At 68.0% G+C, this 17,078-nt stretch carries 16 protein-coding genes; 8 read left to right on the top strand and 8 right to left on the bottom strand.

The window, feature by feature from the left end; translation table 11 throughout:
- Nucleotides 1-72: 72 nt before the first annotated feature.
- From JHD63_RS03540 to JHD63_RS03510, 7 genes are all read right to left on the bottom strand, one after another.
- Nucleotides 73-1,122, bottom strand: coding sequence for a porin (locus JHD63_RS03540; protein ID WP_198969276.1), 1,050 nt, complete (start codon nt 1,120-1,122; stop codon nt 73-75).
- Between the two features lie 150 nt (nt 1,123-1,272).
- Nucleotides 1,273-2,187 carry an SDR family oxidoreductase gene (locus JHD63_RS03535; protein WP_233167555.1) on the bottom strand — a complete coding sequence of 305 codons (915 nt, stop codon included), beginning with the start codon at nt 2,185-2,187 and terminating at the stop codon, nt 1,273-1,275.
- Nucleotides 2,188-2,199: 12 nt separating this feature from the next.
- Nucleotides 2,200-3,747 carry an FAD-dependent monooxygenase gene (locus JHD63_RS03530; RefSeq protein WP_198969274.1) on the bottom strand — a complete coding sequence of 516 codons (1,548 nt, stop codon included), beginning with the start codon at nt 3,745-3,747 and terminating at the stop codon, nt 2,200-2,202.
- 14 nt (nt 3,748-3,761) lie between these two features.
- Nucleotides 3,762-4,526: an ABC transporter permease gene (locus tag JHD63_RS03525; protein ID WP_198969273.1), complete on the bottom strand. Its 765-nt coding sequence runs from the start codon at nt 4,524-4,526 to the stop codon at nt 3,762-3,764.
- A 3-nt stretch (nt 4,527-4,529) separates the two neighbouring features.
- Nucleotides 4,530-5,312 carry an ABC transporter permease gene (locus JHD63_RS03520; protein WP_198969272.1) on the bottom strand — a complete coding sequence of 261 codons (783 nt, stop codon included), beginning with the start codon at nt 5,310-5,312 and terminating at the stop codon, nt 4,530-4,532.
- Nucleotides 5,313-5,315: 3 nt separating this feature from the next.
- Nucleotides 5,316-6,074, bottom strand: a complete 759-nt coding sequence (locus tag JHD63_RS03515; protein ID WP_198969271.1) for an ABC transporter ATP-binding protein — start codon at nt 6,072-6,074, stop codon at nt 5,316-5,318.
- 57 nt (nt 6,075-6,131) lie between these two features.
- Complete coding sequence (locus JHD63_RS03510) at nt 6,132-7,136, bottom strand: ABC transporter substrate-binding protein (protein WP_198969270.1); 1,005 nt, start codon at nt 7,134-7,136, stop codon at nt 6,132-6,134.
- A gap of 593 nt (nt 7,137-7,729) precedes the next feature.
- Between JHD63_RS03510 and JHD63_RS03505 the strand changes: the two genes are divergently transcribed.
- The 6 genes from JHD63_RS03505 to glcF all read left to right on the top strand — a co-directional run bounded on the left by JHD63_RS03505 (nt 7,730) and on the right by glcF (nt 13,436).
- The gene (locus JHD63_RS03505; RefSeq protein WP_198969269.1) at nt 7,730-8,143 is read left to right on the top strand and encodes a DUF4398 domain-containing protein; all 414 of its coding nucleotides are present in this window, start codon (nt 7,730-7,732) and stop codon (nt 8,141-8,143) included.
- 75 nt (nt 8,144-8,218) lie between these two features.
- Nucleotides 8,219-9,109: an OmpA family protein gene (locus JHD63_RS03500; protein WP_198969268.1), complete on the top strand. Its 891-nt coding sequence runs from the start codon at nt 8,219-8,221 to the stop codon at nt 9,107-9,109.
- A gap of 110 nt (nt 9,110-9,219) precedes the next feature.
- Complete coding sequence (locus tag JHD63_RS03495) at nt 9,220-10,134, top strand: SMP-30/gluconolactonase/LRE family protein (RefSeq protein ID WP_198969267.1); 915 nt, start codon at nt 9,220-9,222, stop codon at nt 10,132-10,134.
- 75 nt (nt 10,135-10,209) lie between these two features.
- Complete coding sequence (gene glcE / locus JHD63_RS03490) at nt 10,210-11,367, top strand: glycolate oxidase subunit GlcE (RefSeq protein ID WP_198969266.1); 1,158 nt, start codon at nt 10,210-10,212, stop codon at nt 11,365-11,367.
- Nucleotides 11,368-11,374: 7 nt separating this feature from the next.
- Nucleotides 11,375-12,184: a YoaK family protein gene (locus JHD63_RS03485; RefSeq protein WP_198969265.1), complete on the top strand. Its 810-nt coding sequence runs from the start codon at nt 11,375-11,377 to the stop codon at nt 12,182-12,184.
- 19 nt (nt 12,185-12,203) lie between these two features.
- Entirely contained in the window at nt 12,204-13,436 is a 1,233-nt protein-coding gene (glcF, locus tag JHD63_RS03480) for a glycolate oxidase subunit GlcF (RefSeq protein ID WP_198969264.1), read from the top strand.
- A gap of 13 nt (nt 13,437-13,449) precedes the next feature.
- On the opposite strand, the gene JHD63_RS03475 is transcribed toward glcF, so the two are convergent.
- A complete protein-coding gene (locus JHD63_RS03475) occupies nt 13,450-15,300 on the bottom strand; it encodes a potassium transporter Kup (RefSeq protein WP_198969311.1) in 1,851 nt (616 codons plus the stop codon).
- Nucleotides 15,301-15,503: 203 nt separating this feature from the next.
- Here JHD63_RS03475 and JHD63_RS03470 point away from each other — a divergent pair, with 203 nt between their 5' ends.
- On the top strand, nt 15,504-16,283 hold the full coding sequence (locus JHD63_RS03470; RefSeq protein ID WP_198969263.1) for a ProQ/FINO family protein: 780 nt from the start codon (nt 15,504-15,506) through the stop codon (nt 16,281-16,283).
- A 119-nt stretch (nt 16,284-16,402) separates the two neighbouring features.
- Nucleotides 16,403-17,078: NAD(P)-dependent oxidoreductase (locus tag JHD63_RS03465; protein WP_198969262.1), on the top strand; the 676-nt coding region annotated here is incomplete at its 3' end.

Raw genomic sequence — 17,078 nt, 5'->3', positions numbered from 1 at the left:
AGGTGAATTCTAATTTTTGCACCCCGCGAGCAGCCTTCAATGAACGCCTCGCCGCGCTTGTGGATGCGCCGCCTAGAAGCGATGCCGAATGCCTGCCGCATATCCATTGCCGCTCGACGTGCTGGTCAACGCATCATGCATGAAGACGAAATACAGATCCGTGCGTCGCGACAAGTTGTAGTCGTAGGCCAGCGAAAGGGTCCGGCGCTTCACCTCCGCCTGCCGGGTCTGTGATCTCGATGTCTGACCATAGGAGGCGAGGATCTTGCCTGGACCTGCTGGCAGCGCGCCTCCGACGGTTACCGTGTCGAGATCAACATCGCTCGTGGGACTGCTCAGGCGTGTACTGATCATCTGGGCGTATAGCTTGATGAACTTGAGGTCGTACGATGCCCCCAGATTCCATAGCCGCGACTCGCGCATGAGCGCGACTGTGGGCGGCGCTGCGTAGTTGAGCGACATACTGTCGATACGCTCCCCGACCAACCCTGCGGAAAACGCGCCGCGCGTGAACGAAAGCGATGCCCCGGCGCGCCTGCCGGCGGTGCTCGATTCCGACGGCGCATAGTGGATAGAACCGCTCATCCCGCCAATGTCGGGCGTCTCGTAGCTTATGGCGTTGTTCCAGGCTGAGTCAGTTGCTCCACTGCCGGTCAACAGGGGCTGCGTGACGCTGGAAAGATAGTTGTGCAAGAAGCTGGGGTTGAACGAGGAGGAAGCACCGAAGGCGTTGTGCTTCCACATGTTCGTGAAGCTGAGGGTTGTCTGGCGCCCCATGCTGAATGACCCCCACCCACCTTGGAGGCCAACCCAGCTCGAACGAGAAAAGAATGGATCGGAATCGCTTCGACCAAACTGGCCCGTATCACTGCGGAAGAATGAGCTGAGCTCGAAGCGGACACGCAATCCACCGCCCAAGTCCTCCGTGCCGCGAAACCCTACGAACGAAGTGTTCATACCGCCGCCATCCAGTCGATCCGAGTGGGCGGATGGCTGGCTTGCAAGCTCTTTGTGATACAGCATCGTGTCCACGATGCCAAACAGCTGTACATTCGATTGGGCGTGAAGCGGTGTGACCATCATGGCGAGTGCGCCGGCACTCAGCGCGCGTTGCAGTTTCATTTGTCTCTCTTTCGTTTTTTGGGCCGAGCAAAGCCTTGCCGTGAGGGCTGAGGCCCAACACACTTTTGGGGGCGTGCGACCACCCCGCACACACCTACGGCGGTATCCGACGGGTTGACGCGAATGGAGCGGAGCCGGGGCTTCAGAGTTTCATGACACACCTCGCTTCATGAGAGGACTGGCTGTACCGTCTGAAACCTCAGTTGAACTGCGGAAGGCGTTCAGATGATCTCGGACCCATTCGACGAAGGGCCGGGGAGCGCGGCCCGTTGCTTCGAGGAACTCATCGCTGACGTCCGGCCTGACGGTCACCGATTTCTTCAGGTAGTCCAGCAATCGCTGTGCAGCGAGGCGCGACATGCCGGGCTGAGCCTGCATGCTGCGCGTCATCGCTTCCTCTTCTTCGATGCAAATGCACCCGATTGCCGTGCCCCGTTGTTCCGCGATGATGTCCAACTGATCTCGCACGCGCAGTACCTGCGGGCCGGTGACGAAATAGGCGCGCCCGATGTGCACGTTCGATTCCAGCGCCAGCGCGGCCAGCAGCGCGAGGTCATCCTCGTGCACCGGATTGCGCATCGAGTCGGGGCACGCCGTGTAGACACGGCCTTCCTCGCGGATGCTTCGCGCCCATTGCAGGCAGTTCGAAGCCATGGTGTCCGGCCTGATGAAGGTGAACTCGAATCCCGCGGCCTTCACCGCCGCTTCGGCAATCCGATGCCGCTCGGCAATTGGATTCGGGCCGGGTGGTGCCTTGACGACCGAAGCCGACGAAAGCATCACGATCCGTTGCACGGAGCAAGCCCGAGCCGCCGCAAACACCGCCGCGCTCGCGCTTGGCGCCGGTGCATACATGAAGGCCGCGTCCACCCCGTCAAAGGCCTGCGACATCCAGTGCGGATCGTTGAAGTCACCCGCAACGACGTCATCGCATTCAGATCGGAAGAGCCCTTCGGCTTCCTCCGGGCGAGCCAACAGGCGCAGCGGATGGCCCTGCGCGCGCAGCCGGCGTGCCACGTGGCGTCCTATTCGCCCGGACGCTCCGGTCACAAGTATTCTGGACATGGAAGGCCCGTGCTACTGGCGCGCCAGAATCTGGCGGTACGCGTTCGAAAGCGCGCTGCGTGAAGCAGCGCCGCGCCAAGCCACGATCCCGTCCGGCCGCACCAGCACGCTCTGATTCCGGCGCGCGCCGAGCGGCTCGACCGAGTCGACCACCACGACCTTCTGCTCCAGCCCAAGTTCTCGCGCCATCGACGCGGCTTGCTCGGCGAAGCTTGCATCCGATGTGTAGATCTGGAAGTGCTGCCCTAGCAGGCCCCGAGTGCTCATCGGCACGCCAGCCGCATACAGCGTCACATAGGGCACACGCGCCCCGGGCGAGCCGGTGGGGCGTGCAGGATCCTCGAAGGGATCTGCCGCGGTGGGCACAGAGTCCGCAGCATCACGAACCAGTGCGCCTTCCAGGCAGACATAGCCGAACATCATCTTGGCGTGGTCGATCGGCTCGCCCGTCAGAGCCGCGAGGTTTTTCATGTCACGACGCTCCGCAAGATTGGCCGCTTGCCACGTGCACACGATTTCGGCGTAGGGCTTGCGCTCTGCATCATAGGTCTGCAAGAGCGCGGGTCCGGCCAGTCCTTTAAGGACATGTGCCAGCTTCCAACCGAGGTAGTAGCCGTCCTGCATGGCGGTGTTTCCGCCTTGTCCACCGGTAGGCGGCATCACGTGTGCCGCATCGCCGGTGAGGAATACGCGCAACGTGCACAGCTTGTCGGCAATGCGGTGCGAGTAGTTGTAGGTAGTCTCTCCGGCAATCTCGAATTCGAGGTCCGGCACCCCCACCAGAAGGCGGATCAAAGCTCTGGTCGCTTCGATCTCCCGTGCGGAATCGGCGGAGAAGTTCGCTACCCATTGGTTCGTGTAGTCGGTGCTCACGAGAATGCCTGACCCATCTGGCAGTTGCGGGTTCTTGACGTAGTGGATTGTCATGGCGTTGTCGCCTGCCCACTTCGACAGGTCGGCATTGAAGCGCACCGCGGTCACCGACTTCAGATGACCCAATCCATGCGAACCGATGCCCAGTTGCGCGGCGATGCCGCCACGAATTCCGTCGGCCGCGACGACATACTTCGAGCGCACCTTCGTCAACTCATCCGAAGGGAGCCGGCGCAGTTGCAGATCGACGTGGTCGATGTCTTCAACGAGGGTCTCGCATGCGCACTCGAACCACACCTCCACGCCGAGCTCCAGGGCTTTGCGCAGCAAGGCCTCTTCGGCGCGAGCCTGGCTGGCCATGCCAGGAACTTCCGGAGAAAACTTCGAGAAGTCCGGCCGATGCGCTACGTGGTCGTAGAACACCTTGCCGGTCATGCTCTCGGAGACCTTCGAGGTGATGCCAGGGCGTCCTGGTGGCCTTGCGGCCATGATGGCATCGGTCACGCCTGCCACCCGCATGGCTTCCATCGTGATGGGGTTTTGCCCTCGCGCCTTCGGAAGCACCGACGTCGAGGCGTTGCGCTCGACCAGCAGCGGCTGCACGCCATTGAGTGCCAGAAACACGGCGGTGGACAACCCCGCCAATCCTGCGCCGACGATCACGACGTCGCGCTCTTGCAAACTCATGTTGACTCCTTGGATCAAAGTTGACCGCCTCGCTCCCAATGAACGAGACGGGTTCTTGCAAAGACAATCAGGCGATCCGCGGCCAATCCGAGCAGACCGAAGAACATGACGACCGCGAAGGCAGAGGCGGTGTCGAAATAGGATGAGTACTGGACAATCAGCGCTCCAAGCCCGCGAGATTCCCCCACGAACTCGGTCACGCACATGACGATGAGCATGATGGGCGTTGCCACGCGCAAGCCGGTGAGGAGGAAGGGCAGCATCGTCGGCAGAAGCACGTCTTCGGCGAAACGCGGCCCACTCAGTTCGTTATTGGCCGCCAGCCACTCCATGTTCTTGGGCACTGAGCGTGCTCCCGCGTACATCTGCACGAAGAGGGGGAAGAAGCATTCCAGCGCGACCTGAACCACCTTGGATGAGGCGCCCAGTCCGAACACGAGAATGACGACGGGATACAGCGCCAGCTTGGGCACCGGGTATAGAAAGGAGATGATCGGATGCAGCGCCGCATCAATCACCCGATTGCGTGCGCAGGCCATGCCGATGGCGGAACCCAGGCCGGTGGCGATGGCCAATCCCAGGGCTCCCTTGGAGAGGGTCGACCCGGCAGCGTCCAGCAGTTCTCCGCTGGAGATCAGGGCGATAAGCTGCAGGCCGATCGCGTCCAGGCCCGGGAACATGCGGGTGTCGCTGAGCATGGCGAAGAGTTGCCAGGCCGCCAGCATGAGAACGATGCCGCCCAGCTTGGACCGTGCGGCGGCCGTCTTCGAGGTCGTCATTGCTCAGCCTCCGAATTCCATGGCTTGGCCGCGGCACAGCCTGCGCGCGACGGATTCCAATGCAAGATTGGAGAGATAGCCCGCCAGGGCGATGAACAGGATCGCGGCGTACATCTGCCGGTAGTCGCCCTCCTGGTAGGACTCCATGACGATGGTTCCCAGCCCGTCCGAATGCCCGACGACTTCGGTGGCCACCATCAGAATGAATGCCACCATCAGGCTGATTCGCAGTCCAACCATCGTGCGCATCAGGCTCGCGGGCAGAACCACCTGGAGGAACGTGCGCAGCCGCGAGACTTCGTTGTTCCTGCACAGCCACAGGTAGCGGGAATTGATGCCCAATGCACCGCTCATGGCGTTGAGGTAGGCGGGAAAGAAGCAACTCAGGCCTATGATGAGGATGCGACTGGCATCGGTGAAACCCAGCCAAACCGCCACGGCCGGGAACAGCGAGATCTTCGGAATGGCATGGACAAATGCCTGAGGCACATCGAACAGATTGCGAACCGTGCGTGATACGCCGGACAGCAGTCCGAGTGCCACACCAAAGGCTCCTCCCAGGAAAAATCCCCCGAAGGCCCTGGAACTACTGCGAAGCGCGGGCTCAAGCACATTGCCGTGGACGAGCTTCACGACGGCAGCGTTGACAATTTCAATCGGACCTAGAAAGTAGTCCGGCGAGCCGGCGCGGCGACTGGCAAGCTCCCAGAGGCACAGAACGAGAAGAAGGAACGCCAGCGTGACCGGCCAAAGGCCGGCGCGTTCATTGGAGTGGAGTCTTCGCATCGCTCAGGCCGTCGAAGCTCGCCGGATCAGGTCCCACAGGTGGCTGCGGTACTCCAGCACCTTGGGGTGCGATTTGGTCGCGTTGGTGCGGGGGCGAGGCAACTCGACGACGCAGTCCTCCATGACCGTGCCGGGTTTGCCGCCAAGCACGACGACCCGGTCGCCAAGAAAGATCGCTTCCGGGATGTCGTGCGTGATGAACACAACCGTCAGCCCGGACGTCTGCCAGACACGGGTGAGTTCCTCCTGCATCTCCTCGCGCGTCTGTGCGTCCAGGGCTCCAAAAGGCTCATCCATCAGCAGCACCTCCGGTTGCATCGCGAGCGTTCGAGCCAGCGCGGCGCGCTGGCGCATGCCGCCCGACAGTTCGCTGGGATAGGCCTTTCCGAAACGATGCAGGCCGACCTTGTCGAGGTACTCGGTCGCCATCTCGAGTGCGTCGCCGCGCCGAATGCCGCGCTGCTCGATGGGCCAGGCGATGTTCTGCAGCACCGTCTTCCAGGGAAACAGCGTCGCCTCCTGAAACACCATTCCCAGCTTGCGGCTCGGCGCAGTCACCGCTTGACCGCTGATCTCCACGTTCCCGGACGTGGGTGTTTCAAAGCCGCCCAGCATGTGCAACAGCGTCGTCTTGCCACAGCCGCTGGGACCAAGGATGGTGACGAACTCGCCCTGACGGATCTGGAGGTTGACGGGGCCGAGGGCGTGGACGACATGCGCTCCACGCTTGAATTTCTTGATGACGGAGTTGACGCTGAGCATGAAATTAGCGGGTTGCTGCGATGACCGGTGATGCGGGAATGCCAAGTGCGGTTGGCGCTATCTGCGCAGCGCATAGCCCTTCATCAGCAGGTCCTCCGCAGGAACGGTTCTCGCCGCCGGGAGGAACCCCACGCCGACCATGTCCTTGATGGTCGCCTGGACGTCGCCAACGTTGATCCGCCCGCCCTCGGCCCTGCCGCCATCGGGGCCTGCGTCAGCCGCGGCGGGCGTCAGGTAGTTGGCTGCGATGAGCTTGGCATACAACTCGGGACGTCCGCCGCGCCAGTTCTGCAGCGCCTTCTGGTAGTCATTGCGCCAAGCGCAGAAGGCTTGCGGATGAGCGTCCACGAACTGGCGCGTGAAGAACACCAGAGTGCTCGGATGCGCCTGCTCTGTCGCTTGCATCGGGCGTAGCGCGACCTTGATGCCACCAGTCTTCTCAGCCTTTGCCAGGAATTGGCGCGACAGCCAGGCAACGTCGATCTGCTGATTCCTCAGCGCCTGCTCCTGTGCCGGCGGCGGCAGCGACACGTATCGAGCTTCGGCGGGATTCAAGCCGGCGCGGCGCAGTGCGCTCTTGATCCAGTACTCGCTGATGGTGTTCGGGCCGTAGAAGCCGATCCGCTTGTTCTTGAACTGAGCGGCAGCGTCAATGCCACTGTCGCGCATGGCGACAAAGGCGCCTTGGTTGTCCTGCTCGCTCGTTTCGACGATGGACGCGACTGCCCGAAGGTCCACCCCGACTCGCACGCTGGTGATCAGCGCAGTCAGGCTGATCGAGCCTGCATCGAGTTGCCCCGCCTGCACGGCCGTCATGCGGTCGTTGGAAGCGTATTTCTGCGGCTCGAGTTGATAGAAGCGCCCGTTGCCCGCGTAGTTCTCCTTGTCTGCCCAAAGCAGGGCCAGCGGCTCTTCGCCCCCGCCCGTGAGGCCATAGCGAATCCGTACGGGCTGAGAGGGCGGCGTCGTCAGATTCACATCCGTGCATCTGTCTTCGCCCGAATGCGCTTGCACCTGTGCCTGCGCAGAGATCGGATTGCCCGTCGAGATCAGTACCGCCATCAGGTGTGCTGCGGTAGGGAGCACGCCGCTCAAGCGCCGGCGGACTGGCAGGTGATGTGTCACGGGAACCTCACAACAAAAGGTTATTCGTTTTGAATACGAAACAAAAGATTCGAATACGGAACGAAATGAAGTATAGAGACGAGCGGCTTCCAGCGCGCGAGGGTTAACCCCGGGGGGCTCCGACGGAGCCTGTGCCCGTTTTCTGGAGATGGCGGTGAAGCGAAAGTGAGCCAGGTGTTCAACCTGCTCTGGTGTTTTTTTGTGCAGCTGAGGATGAGGAGCTACCTCCATGGACCCAATTGGCAGAGGCCGGCGATTGCAGAGCCTGAAGAGCAAGTGGCCGCGCGAGGTTGGTTTGAGAAGAATCACCCTCCATCCCAGGAATTTCCTGGGTTTCAAGCTATTGTTTTGGTAGCGTTCGATGCCCGCAGCGCCACCGCGCGCCTACGGCCATCGTCAGCCTGCGCCCACTTCCTGTGCTGCGCTGCGCCTACGCCGCCGCGCCGGGCCGCCCGCCAACATTCGGCAGCCCAGCAGCAACGCTGCCGCCGGCAGGCCGCACTCATCCAACGACAGGAGGACTCCTCACCATGCAGACCGCTACCTTCATCCGCACTGCCAGCGCCGCACTGGCGCTGGGCGCCCTCGCGGCGTGCTCGTCCACGCCGCCGCCCACCGATCAGATGGCCGTCAGCCGCACCACGCTGAACCGCGTCATGGCCGAGCCCAACGTGGCGGCCAACGCACCCGTGGAACTGCAGCGCGCCCGCGACAAGTGGGTGATGGCCGAGAAGGCCATGACCGACAAGGACTACGACATGGCGCGCCGCTATGCCGCCGAGGCCGAGGCCGATGCCCGCGTGGCCGAAACCAAGTCGCAGGCCGCCGACAGCGCCGCCACGCTGCAGCAGGTGCAGGGCAGCATCCGCGCCCTGCAGGCCGAGATCGACCGGCGTGCGCCGGCCCCGGCCATGGCGCCGGCCATGTCCATGCCCATGCGCTGACGCCCAGGCCCTCTCGTCCAGGCCCTGCCCGCCATCCTCAAGGCACGCCATCTCCCATCGAAGGAAAAGAACACCATGCACCCGATCATCCGCCGCACCACCACCGTGGGCACCGCCCTCATCGCCGCCGGCCTGCTCGCCGCCTGCGCCAGCCGCGGGCCGCTCAGCACGGTCGACGACGCCCGCGCCGCCGTCGACCGTGCCGCCGCCAATCCCGCCGTGACCCAGTACGCGCCGCTGGAGCTCAAGGCCGCCACCGACACGCTGGCCCGCGCCGACCGCGTCTGGCGCGAGAACAACGACGCCGCGGAGGCCAACCATCTGGCCTACCTGGCCACGCAGCGCGCGGAAATCGCCAACAACACGGCGCGCGCGCGCATGCTCGACGCCGACGTCAAGAAGGCCGGCACCGAAAGCGAGCGCCTGCGCCTGACCCGCGAGGCCGAGCGTGCCCGCATGCAGGCCGACGCCAACGCCCGCACCGCCCAGCAGGCGCAGCTGCAGGCCATGACGGCCGAGCAGCGCGCGGCGCAGAGCGCGGCGCGCGTGCGCGCACTGGAGTCCCAACTGCGCGACATCCAGGCGCAGCAGACCGAGCGCGGCCTGCTGGTGACGCTGGGCGACGTGCTGTTCGCCTTCAACAAGGCGGAGCTGTCCGACCAGGCCGCCCCGCGCCTGGACAAGCTGGCCGACTTCCTGCGCCAGTTCCCCGACCGCAAGCTCATCATCGAGGGCTACACCGACAGCGTCGGCACCGAGAGCTACAACCAGAGCCTGTCGGAGCGTCGCGCCATGGCCGTGCAGCGCGCCTTGGTGCAGCGCGGCGTGACGCCGGACCGCATCACCGCACGCGGCTACGGCAAGGCCTATCCGGTGGCCGACAACGCCTCGGCCGAAGGCCGCGCCATGAACCGCCGCGTGGAGATCGTGATCACCGACGACCAGGGCAAGCTGCGCGGCCGCTGACCCCTGCGGCGTCCGAGCTCCCGAGCCCCGCCCTGCGATCGCGCCGGGCGGGTTTTTTCCATTGCCGCGCCTGCGACACTCCCGGCACCTCCTTCCTCTCCGAGCCCGCCATGTCCTGGATACCCTTCACCGACCACGCCTGCCTGCTGGGCGAATCCCCGTTCTGGCATCCGCTGGAGCGCGCCCTGTACTGGATCGACATCCCGGGCCGCTCCATCCTGCGCGCCGGGGCCGGTGCGTCCACGGCGCAGGCCTGGGCGCTGCCCAGCGAGCCCGGCTGCATCGCGCCGGTGCGGGGCGGCGGGCTGGTGGTAGCGCTGCGCGACGGCATCTACCGCGCGCGCGAATGGGGCGGCGCGCTGGAGCCGCTGGTGCGCTTCCAGCACGACGTGCGCACCACGCGCTTCAACGACGGCAAGTGCGACCTGCAGGGCCGGCTCTGGGCCGGCACCATCTACGAGCCGCGCGACCAGCGCCGCGCCGTGCTGTATTGCATCGACATGCGCAGCGGACGCCCGCAGGTTACGCTGATGGCCCACAACGCCACCACCGCCAACGGCCTGGCCTGGTCGCCCGAGCAGCGCACCGCCTGGTGGGCCGACACGCCACGCCACCTGATCCACGCCTGGGACTACGAGCCCGGCCCGCCGGTGCTGCGCCGCCACCGCGTGTTCCGCCAGTTCGTGCCCAAGCCGCCGGGCTGGCAGCCGGGCGAGGGCCTCTACCAGGGCCGCCCCGATGGCGCCGCCGTCGACGTGCAGGGGCACTACCTGTGCGCCATGTTCGAGGGTGGCCAGTTGCTGCGCCTGGCCCCCGACGGCCAGGTGGCAGAGGCGCTGCCGCTGCCCGTGGCCTGTCCGACCATGCCCTGCTTTGGCGGCGAGGACCTGCGCACGCTCTACGTCACCACCGCGCGCCAGGGCCGGCCCGCCGACGAACTGGCCCGCACCCCCTGGGCCGGCCGCGTGCTGAGCACCCGCGCGGAGGTGCCGGGGCTGCCGGTGAACTTCTTCGACCCCGGCTGAATTTCCAGCCGCGCCACCAAAAAATTCAGGCGGCCCGGCATGGCGGCGCGCCGGCTGCCGGCTTACCATGGGCCGATGGAGACAGCCCTTCGCACCATCGTCGACCGCGTCCGCGCGGCCGCTGCCGACGCCACGCCCCTCTACCTGCGCGGCGGCGGCACCAAGGACTTCTATGGCGAGCCGCCGCGCGGCACGGTGCTGGACCTGTGCCCGCTGGCCGGCATCCTCGACTACGAGCCGAGCGAGCTGGTGGTCACCGCGCGCGCCGGCACGCCGCTGGCGGAGCTGCAGGCCGTGCTGGCCGAGCGCGGCCAGTGCCTGCCCTTCGACCCGCCGCACTTCGGCCGCGGCCGGGCCACGGTCGGCGGCATGGTCGCAGCCGGCCTGTCCGGCCCGGCGCGCGCCAGCGTGGGCGCGGTGCGCGACTACGTGCTGGGCTCGCACATGGTCAATGGCCGCGGCGAACTGCTGCAGTTCGGCGGGCAGGTCATGAAGAACGTGGCCGGCTACGACGTCTCGCGGCTGCTGGCCGGCTCGCTCGGCGTGCTGGGCGTGATCGCGCAGGTCAGCCTCAAGGTGCTGCCCGCCGCGCCGGCCGAGGCCACCCTGCGCTTCTCCTGCACCCAGGCCGAGGCGCTGGAGCGGCTCAACGCCTGGGGCGGCCAGCCGCTGCCGCTTAACGCGAGCCGCTGGCTGCAGCAAGACCCGGACGCCGGGCCGGACGCGCCGGGCGACCTGTACCTGCGCCTGCGCGGCGCCGTGGCCGCGGTGCAGGCCGCCTGCGCCAGCATGGGCGGCGCGCGCCTGGATGCGGACGAGGCCGGGCGCGCTGGCGTCGCCGCCGACTGGGACGCCTGCCGCGACCAGCGCCTGTCCTGGTTCGACGCGCGGCCCGCCGGATTCGAGCTGTGGCGCGTGTCCGTGCCGCAGACCGCGCCGGTGCTGCCGCTGGAGCCGGCGCGCTTCGGCCTGCCGCTGATCGAGTGGCACGGGGCGCAGCGCTGGTACCAGTTGCCCGCCAGCGATGATGAGGCGGCGCTCCTGCTGCGCGCAGCGGCGCAGCGCGCGGGCGGCCATGCCACGCTCTTCATTGCCGACGGCCGCCACCCGTATGCGGCCCCGGCGCGCTTCGATGCCCTGACGCCCGCGCTGGGCAGCATCCACCGCCGGCTCAAGGCCAGCTTCGACCCACTGGGCATCTTCAACCCCGGCCGCCTCTACCCTGGCCTGTGACCGTCCCGTGCGCCGACTGTTCCATATCGCGGACCGCCACCGCACGCCGGCCACCACGCGGCTGCTGGGCTTTCTGCTGGCCTTCAACGCGGGGGCGGTCAATGCCGGCGGCGTGCTGGTGGTGCACATGTACACCTCGCACATGACCGGCTTCGCCTCGCAGGTGGCCGACAGCCTGGTGCTGGGCAACGGCGCGCTGCTGCTCGGCGCCCTGGGGGCGCTGCTGGCCTTCCTGTGCGGCGCGGCCACCACCGCCGTCTTCGTCAACTGGGCGCGCCAGCACCGGCTGCGCAGCGTCTATGCACTGCCGCTGCTGCTGGAGGCCGGCCTGCTGCTGCCCTTCGGGCTGATGGGGGCGATCACCCTGAGCTGGAACACGCCCTTCGCCGTGCCGCTCACGGTGCTGCTGCTGTCCTTCATCATGGGCCTGCAGAACGCGCTGGGCACCAAGGCCTCGGCCGGGCGGGTGCGCACCACGCACATGACCGGCAACGTGACCGATCTGGGCATCGAACTAGGCAAGCTGCTCTACCGCAACCGCCAGGGACTGCCGCCACAGGTGCAGGTACGCGCCAACCGCGCGCGCATGCAACTGCATGGCGGTCTGCTGGGCGCCTTCGTCGCGGGCGGGCTGTTCGGCGCCGCCGGCTTCAAGTACGTCGGCTTCTTCTGGGTCGTGCCGCTGGCCGGGCTGCTGCTGGCGCTGGCGCTGCCGCCCTTCCTGCACGACCTGCGGCGCCGCTCGCATCTGCGCCGCCTGATGCTGGCCCTGCGGCAGCGCTGGATGGCGCGCGCTGCCCGCTGGCGCAAGTCCTGACAACCAGAACGGAGACCCCATGCAAACCGCGCTCGCCCCCGAGTACCGCGACACCGCCGACGGCCGCGAGGCCGAGGCCATTCTGCGCAAGTGCGTGCACTGCGGCTTCTGCACCGCGACCTGTCCGACCTACCAGTTGCTGGGTGACGAACTGGACGGCCCGCGCGGCCGCATCTATCTGATCAAGCAGGTGCTCGAAGGCCAGGCGCCGACGCGCAAGACGCAGCTCCACCTGGACCGCTGCCTGACCTGCCGTAACTGCGAGAGCACCTGCCCGAGCGGCGTGCAGTACGGGCACCTGGTGGACATCGGGCGCAAGCTGGTCGATGCCAGGGTCGAGCGCCCGGCGCACGAGCGAGCACTGCGCTGGACGCTCAAGCAGGGGCTGAGTTCGCCCCTGTTCGCCCCCGCCATGGCGGCCGGGCGCATGGTGCGCGGCCTGCTGCCGGACAAACTGCGCGCCAAGGTGCCGGCGCGGCAGGACGCGGGCGCCTGGCCCACGGCCACCCATGCGCGCAAGGTGCTGCTGCTGCGGGGCTGCGTGCAGCCGGCCATGCTGCCCAACATCAACGCCGCCACCGCGCGCGTGCTCGACGCCTGCGGCATCCAGACCGTGGTGGCGCCGCAGGCGCGCTGCTGCGGCGCGTTGAAGTTCCATCTCGACGACCAGGACGGCGGCCGCGCGCAGGCGCGCGCCAGCATCGACGCCTGGTGGCCCCGGGTGGAGCGTGGCGAGGTCGAGGCCATCGTCATGAACGCCTCCGGCTGCGGCGTCATGGTCAAGGACTACGGCCACCTGCTCAAGGACGACCCGGCCTATGCCGCCAAGGCCGCGCGCATTGGCGTCCTGACGCGCGACCTGGGCGAGCTGCTGCCGGCCTTGCTGCCCCGGCTGCGCGAGCGCATCGGGCCGCCCGCGGCGCCGCAGGTGCTGGCCTTTCACCCGCCCTGCACGCTGCAGCACGGCCAGCAGTTGCGCGGCGGCATCGAGTCGCAGCTGCGCATGCTGGGCTTCGACGTGCGCCTGGCGCCCGAGGAGTCGCACCTGTGCTGCGGCTCGGCCGGCACCTATTCCGTGCTCCAGCCCGCGCTGGCGACCCCGCTGCGCGACCGCAAGCTGCAGCACCTGGGGCGCCTGCAGCCGGCGGCCATCCTGTCGGCCAACGTGGGCTGCATCACCCACCTGCAGAGCGGCACCGCCACGCCGGTGAAGCACTGGATCGAGGTGGTGGACGCGGCGCTGCGGCGCTGAACCCAAAGGCCGCTCAGCCTGCTCTGCGCCCGATCTCGATCAGCCCGTTGGCCGGCAGGTGGAAGTAGTCCGAGGCGCGGCCCGCGTTGCGCTGCAGCGAGGCGAACACCGCGCTGCGCAGCCGCCCCAGGCCGCGCACCTTCCGCCCGCTGCCGATCGAGGTGCGCGACACGAAGTACGAGGTCGCCATGGCCTCTATCGGCAGCCCCTTCTGGTAGGCCAGCTGGCGGACCAGCTCCGGTACGTTGGGCGTCTCCATGAAGCCGTTCTGGGCATCCACGCGCCAGAGGCCCTCGCCCAGCTCCTGCACCCGCAGCCGCCGCGCCACGTCCACGCGCGGCACCGGCAGCGTGTGCACCGCCAGCACCACCACCCGCTCGTGCAGCACCTGGTTGTGCTTGAGGTTGTGCAGCAGGGCAAAGGGCACGCTGTGCGTATCCGAGGTCAGGAACACCGCCGTGCGCTGCACCCGGTGCGGCATGTCGGCCGCCAGCGACTGGATGAAGGGCTCCAGCGGCAGGCCCTCCTCCTCCGTGGCGCGGGCGCTGAGCCGGCTGCCGCGCGACCAGGTGGTGAAGAGGAATATCACGCTGCCTGCCACCGCCAGCGTGATCCATCCGCCCTCGGCGATCTTCAGGCTGTTGGCCACGATGAAGGTCAGGTCCACCAGCGCGAACAGCGCGGTGCCCAGCAGCACCGCCACCGGGTTCCAGCGCCACCGCCGCAGCGCGACGATGCCGGCCAGCAGCGTGGTGGTGAGCATGGTCACCGACACCGCGATGCCATAGGCGGCCGACAGCCCGCTCGAACTGCGGAACGCCAGCACAAGCAGCAGCACCCCGGCCATCAGCAGCCAGTTCACCGTGGGCAGGTAGATCTGCCCGATCGCCTGGCCCGAGGTCTGCACCACCCGCATGCGCGGCAGGTAGCCCATGTGCATGGCATGCGCGGTCATGGAAAACGCGCCCGAGATCACCGCCTGCGATGCGATCACCGTGGCGGCGGCCGCCAGCAGCACCACCGGCACCGTGGCCCAGCCCGGGAACAGCCGGAAGAAGGGATTGTCGATGGCGCTGGCGTCGGCCAGCACCAGCGCGCCCTGCCCGAAGTAGTTGAGCACCAGCGCCGGCAGCGCAATGAACAGCCAGGCCATGCGGATCGGCCGCGCGCCGAAGTGGCCCATGTCCGCGTACAGCGCCTCGCCGCCGGTGAAGGCCAGGAACACCGCCCCCAGCACCGCCAGCGACTGCGCGCTGTGCGTCTCCAGGAATCGCAGCGCCCAGCGCGGGTCGAGCGCGGCCAGCACCTGCGGATTGCCCGCCACCTGTACCAATCCCGAACCCGCCAGCACGCCGAACCAGAGCAGCATCACCGGCCCGAACACGCGCCCCACCACCGCCGTGCCGCGGCGCTGCACCAGGAACAGCCCGACCAGCACCGCCACCGTGATCGGCACGATGTAGTGCTTGAAGACCGGCGTGGCGATTTCCAGACCCTCCACCGCCGACAGCACCGAGATCGCCGGCGTGATCAGGCTGTCGCCATAGAACATGGCGGCGCCGACCAGTCCCAGCGCGCCCACCAGCGCGAACAGCCAGCGCGCGCCGCCGCCGCGCGCCACCGCCTCGCGCGCCAGGCCCTGCAGCGCCAGGATGCCGCCCTCGCCGTCCTGGTCCGCGCGCAGCACGAACACCACGTACTTCAGCGTCACCACCAGCAGCAGGCCCCAGACCACCAGCGACAGCAGCCCGAGCACCGCGGCCCGGTCCAGCGGCACGCCATGGGCCGGATTCAGGGTTTCCTTGAAGGCATATAGCGGCGAGGTACCGATGTCCCCGAACACCACTCCCAGCGCCGCCACCATGACACCCAGGCCGGCCGCGGGCGCGTGGGAATGGGGCGGCGATGCCGGGGCGGCCTGTATCGATGTGCGCATGCGACTCCTCACGGCGGTGACGGGGCAGCTTACCCCAGCGCGCCGCCCGCGGCCGCGGCGCACGCCCGCGATGACGCCGCCACGGCGGCGCTGGCATGATCGAGCATCCGACTTCCGACCATCTCCACGCCATGACCGACACCGTGTCCGCAGACGCCGAGCAGACCGCGACCCCGCCGCAGGCCCCCGCCCAGGGCGCCTCCCCGGCTGCGCCGAAGCCACCGCGCGCCCCCAAGAACCCCCGCGCCGCCCGCCGCCCGCCGCCCGCTGCACAGCCCGCCGCCACGCGCGCGCCGCGCCGCGTGCACCCGGTGCTCGAGCAACTGGCCGGGCTCTACCCAGGCCTGTTCGGCGAGGTGTTCCACCCGCTCAAGCGCGGCGTGTTCCAGGACCTGCAGGACGCCCATCCGGGCGTCTTCGAGCGCGAAGCGCTGAAGGCGGCGCTGGGCCAGCACACCCGCTCCGCCCGCTACCTGCAGGCCGTCGCCTCCGGCCAGAAGCGGCGCGACCTGCAGGGCCAGGCGGTGGAAGACCTGGCGCCCGAGCACGTGCACCATGCCCTGCTCGAACTCTGGCGCCGCCGCGAGCAGCGCACGCCCGAGGCCGAGAAAGCCGCGCTGCGCGAACAGTGGCGCGGCCGCATCGCGCGCGCGTTCGAGGCCAGCGGCCTGTCGCGCGCCGACTACGCCGAGCGCGTGCGCACCCGCGACGAAGACGCCACCGCCCTGCTGGACGAGGCCTTCGCCGAGGCCGCCGCCCGCGCCGCCAAGGACGAGGCCCTGCTGCGCGCCTTCGAGGCCAGCGGCGCCACGCTGGAAGCCTTCGCGGACATGTATGGGCTCGACCCACGCGCCGCCGGGCAGACGCTGGAGCGCGCGCGCAGGCTGCGCGCGCAGCGCGAGGCGACGTGACCTTTTCTTGAGGAAAAAGTGCCTGCAGCCCAGATTGGATGTGGACTATAAGCTATTGAATGTGTAGCAAAATGCGGATCGGCGCGGCCACCGCGCCAGCCTTCCAGGAGACAACTTCCATGAAGCAACGGATCGGCATGGCCGGCATCGGGCTGATGGGCCACGGCATCGCCAGCAACCTCCTCAAGCATGGTTACCCGCTCACCGTGCTGGAGCACGCGGGCAACCAGCCGCTGGAGGCGCTCCGGGCCGCCGGCGCGCGCACCGAGCCCAGTGCCGCGGCGCTCGCGGCCGGTGCCGACGTGGTGATCCTCTGCGTCACCGGCACGCCGCAGGTCGAGGCGGTGCTGCTCGGCGCAGGCGGCGTGCTGCAGGGCCTGCGGCCCGGCACCGTGGTGATCGACTGCTCCACCGCCATCCCTTCGTCCACCGAGCGGGTGGCCCAGGCCGTGCTGCAGGCCGGCGGCCGCTTCCTCGATGCGCCCATTACCCGCACGCCCCGGGAGGCGGCCGAGGGCCGGCTCAACCTGCTGGTGGGCGGCGACGCCGCGCTGTTCGAGGAGTACCGGCCGCTGCTGGCCTGCTTCGCCGAGAACATCACCCACGCCGGCCCGGTCGGCGCCGGCCACCGCATGAAGCTGCTGCACAACTACGTGTCGCTCGGCTTCGTCGCCTTGCTGGCCGAGGCCGCCGCCTGCGCCGAGCGCGCCGGCATCGCGCCCGAGGTGCTGGTCGACGTGCTCGCCCAGGGCGGCGGTGGCGGCATCGCGCTGGAGCGGCTCAAGCCCTACCTGC

Source organism: Xylophilus sp. ASV27 (genome assembly GCF_016428875.1).
Classification (GTDB): Bacteria; Pseudomonadota; Gammaproteobacteria; order Burkholderiales; family Burkholderiaceae_C; genus Xylophilus.
The sequence above is the reverse complement of the archived record's forward strand: the minus strand, read 5'-3'. Positions and strand labels throughout refer to the sequence as shown.

What these genes read in the sequence shown, in the direction of transcription:
- JHD63_RS03495 (WP_198969267.1), top strand. Translation starts at nt 9,220, where the DNA reads ATGTCCTGGATACCCTTCACCGACCACGCCTGCCTGCTGGGCGAATCC.
- JHD63_RS03470 (WP_198969263.1), top strand. Translation starts at nt 15,504, where the DNA reads ATGACCGACACCGTGTCCGCAGACGCCGAGCAGACCGCGACCCCGCCG.
- JHD63_RS03525 (WP_198969273.1), bottom strand. Translation starts at nt 4,526, where the DNA reads ATGACGACCTCGAAGACGGCCGCCGCACGGTCCAAGCTGGGCGGCATC.
- JHD63_RS03540 (WP_198969276.1), bottom strand. Translation starts at nt 1,122, where the DNA reads ATGAAACTGCAACGCGCGCTGAGTGCCGGCGCACTCGCCATGATGGTC.
- JHD63_RS03500 (WP_198969268.1), top strand. Translation starts at nt 8,219, where the DNA reads ATGCACCCGATCATCCGCCGCACCACCACCGTGGGCACCGCCCTCATC.
- JHD63_RS03530 (WP_198969274.1), bottom strand. Translation starts at nt 3,747, where the DNA reads ATGAGTTTGCAAGAGCGCGACGTCGTGATCGTCGGCGCAGGATTGGCG.
- JHD63_RS03520 (WP_198969272.1), bottom strand. Translation starts at nt 5,312, where the DNA reads ATGCGAAGACTCCACTCCAATGAACGCGCCGGCCTTTGGCCGGTCACG.
- JHD63_RS03515 (WP_198969271.1), bottom strand. Translation starts at nt 6,074, where the DNA reads ATGCTCAGCGTCAACTCCGTCATCAAGAAATTCAAGCGTGGAGCGCAT.
- JHD63_RS03535 (WP_233167555.1), bottom strand. Translation starts at nt 2,187, where the DNA reads ATGTCCAGAATACTTGTGACCGGAGCGTCCGGGCGAATAGGACGCCAC.
- JHD63_RS03505 (WP_198969269.1), top strand. Translation starts at nt 7,730, where the DNA reads ATGCAGACCGCTACCTTCATCCGCACTGCCAGCGCCGCACTGGCGCTG.
- JHD63_RS03510 (WP_198969270.1), bottom strand. Translation starts at nt 7,136, where the DNA reads ATGGCGGTACTGATCTCGACGGGCAATCCGATCTCTGCGCAGGCACAG.
- JHD63_RS03475 (WP_198969311.1), bottom strand. Translation starts at nt 15,300, where the DNA reads ATGGTGGCGGCGCTGGGAGTGGTGTTCGGGGACATCGGTACCTCGCCG.
- glcE (WP_198969266.1), top strand. Translation starts at nt 10,210, where the DNA reads ATGGAGACAGCCCTTCGCACCATCGTCGACCGCGTCCGCGCGGCCGCT.
- glcF (WP_198969264.1), top strand. Translation starts at nt 12,204, where the DNA reads ATGCAAACCGCGCTCGCCCCCGAGTACCGCGACACCGCCGACGGCCGC.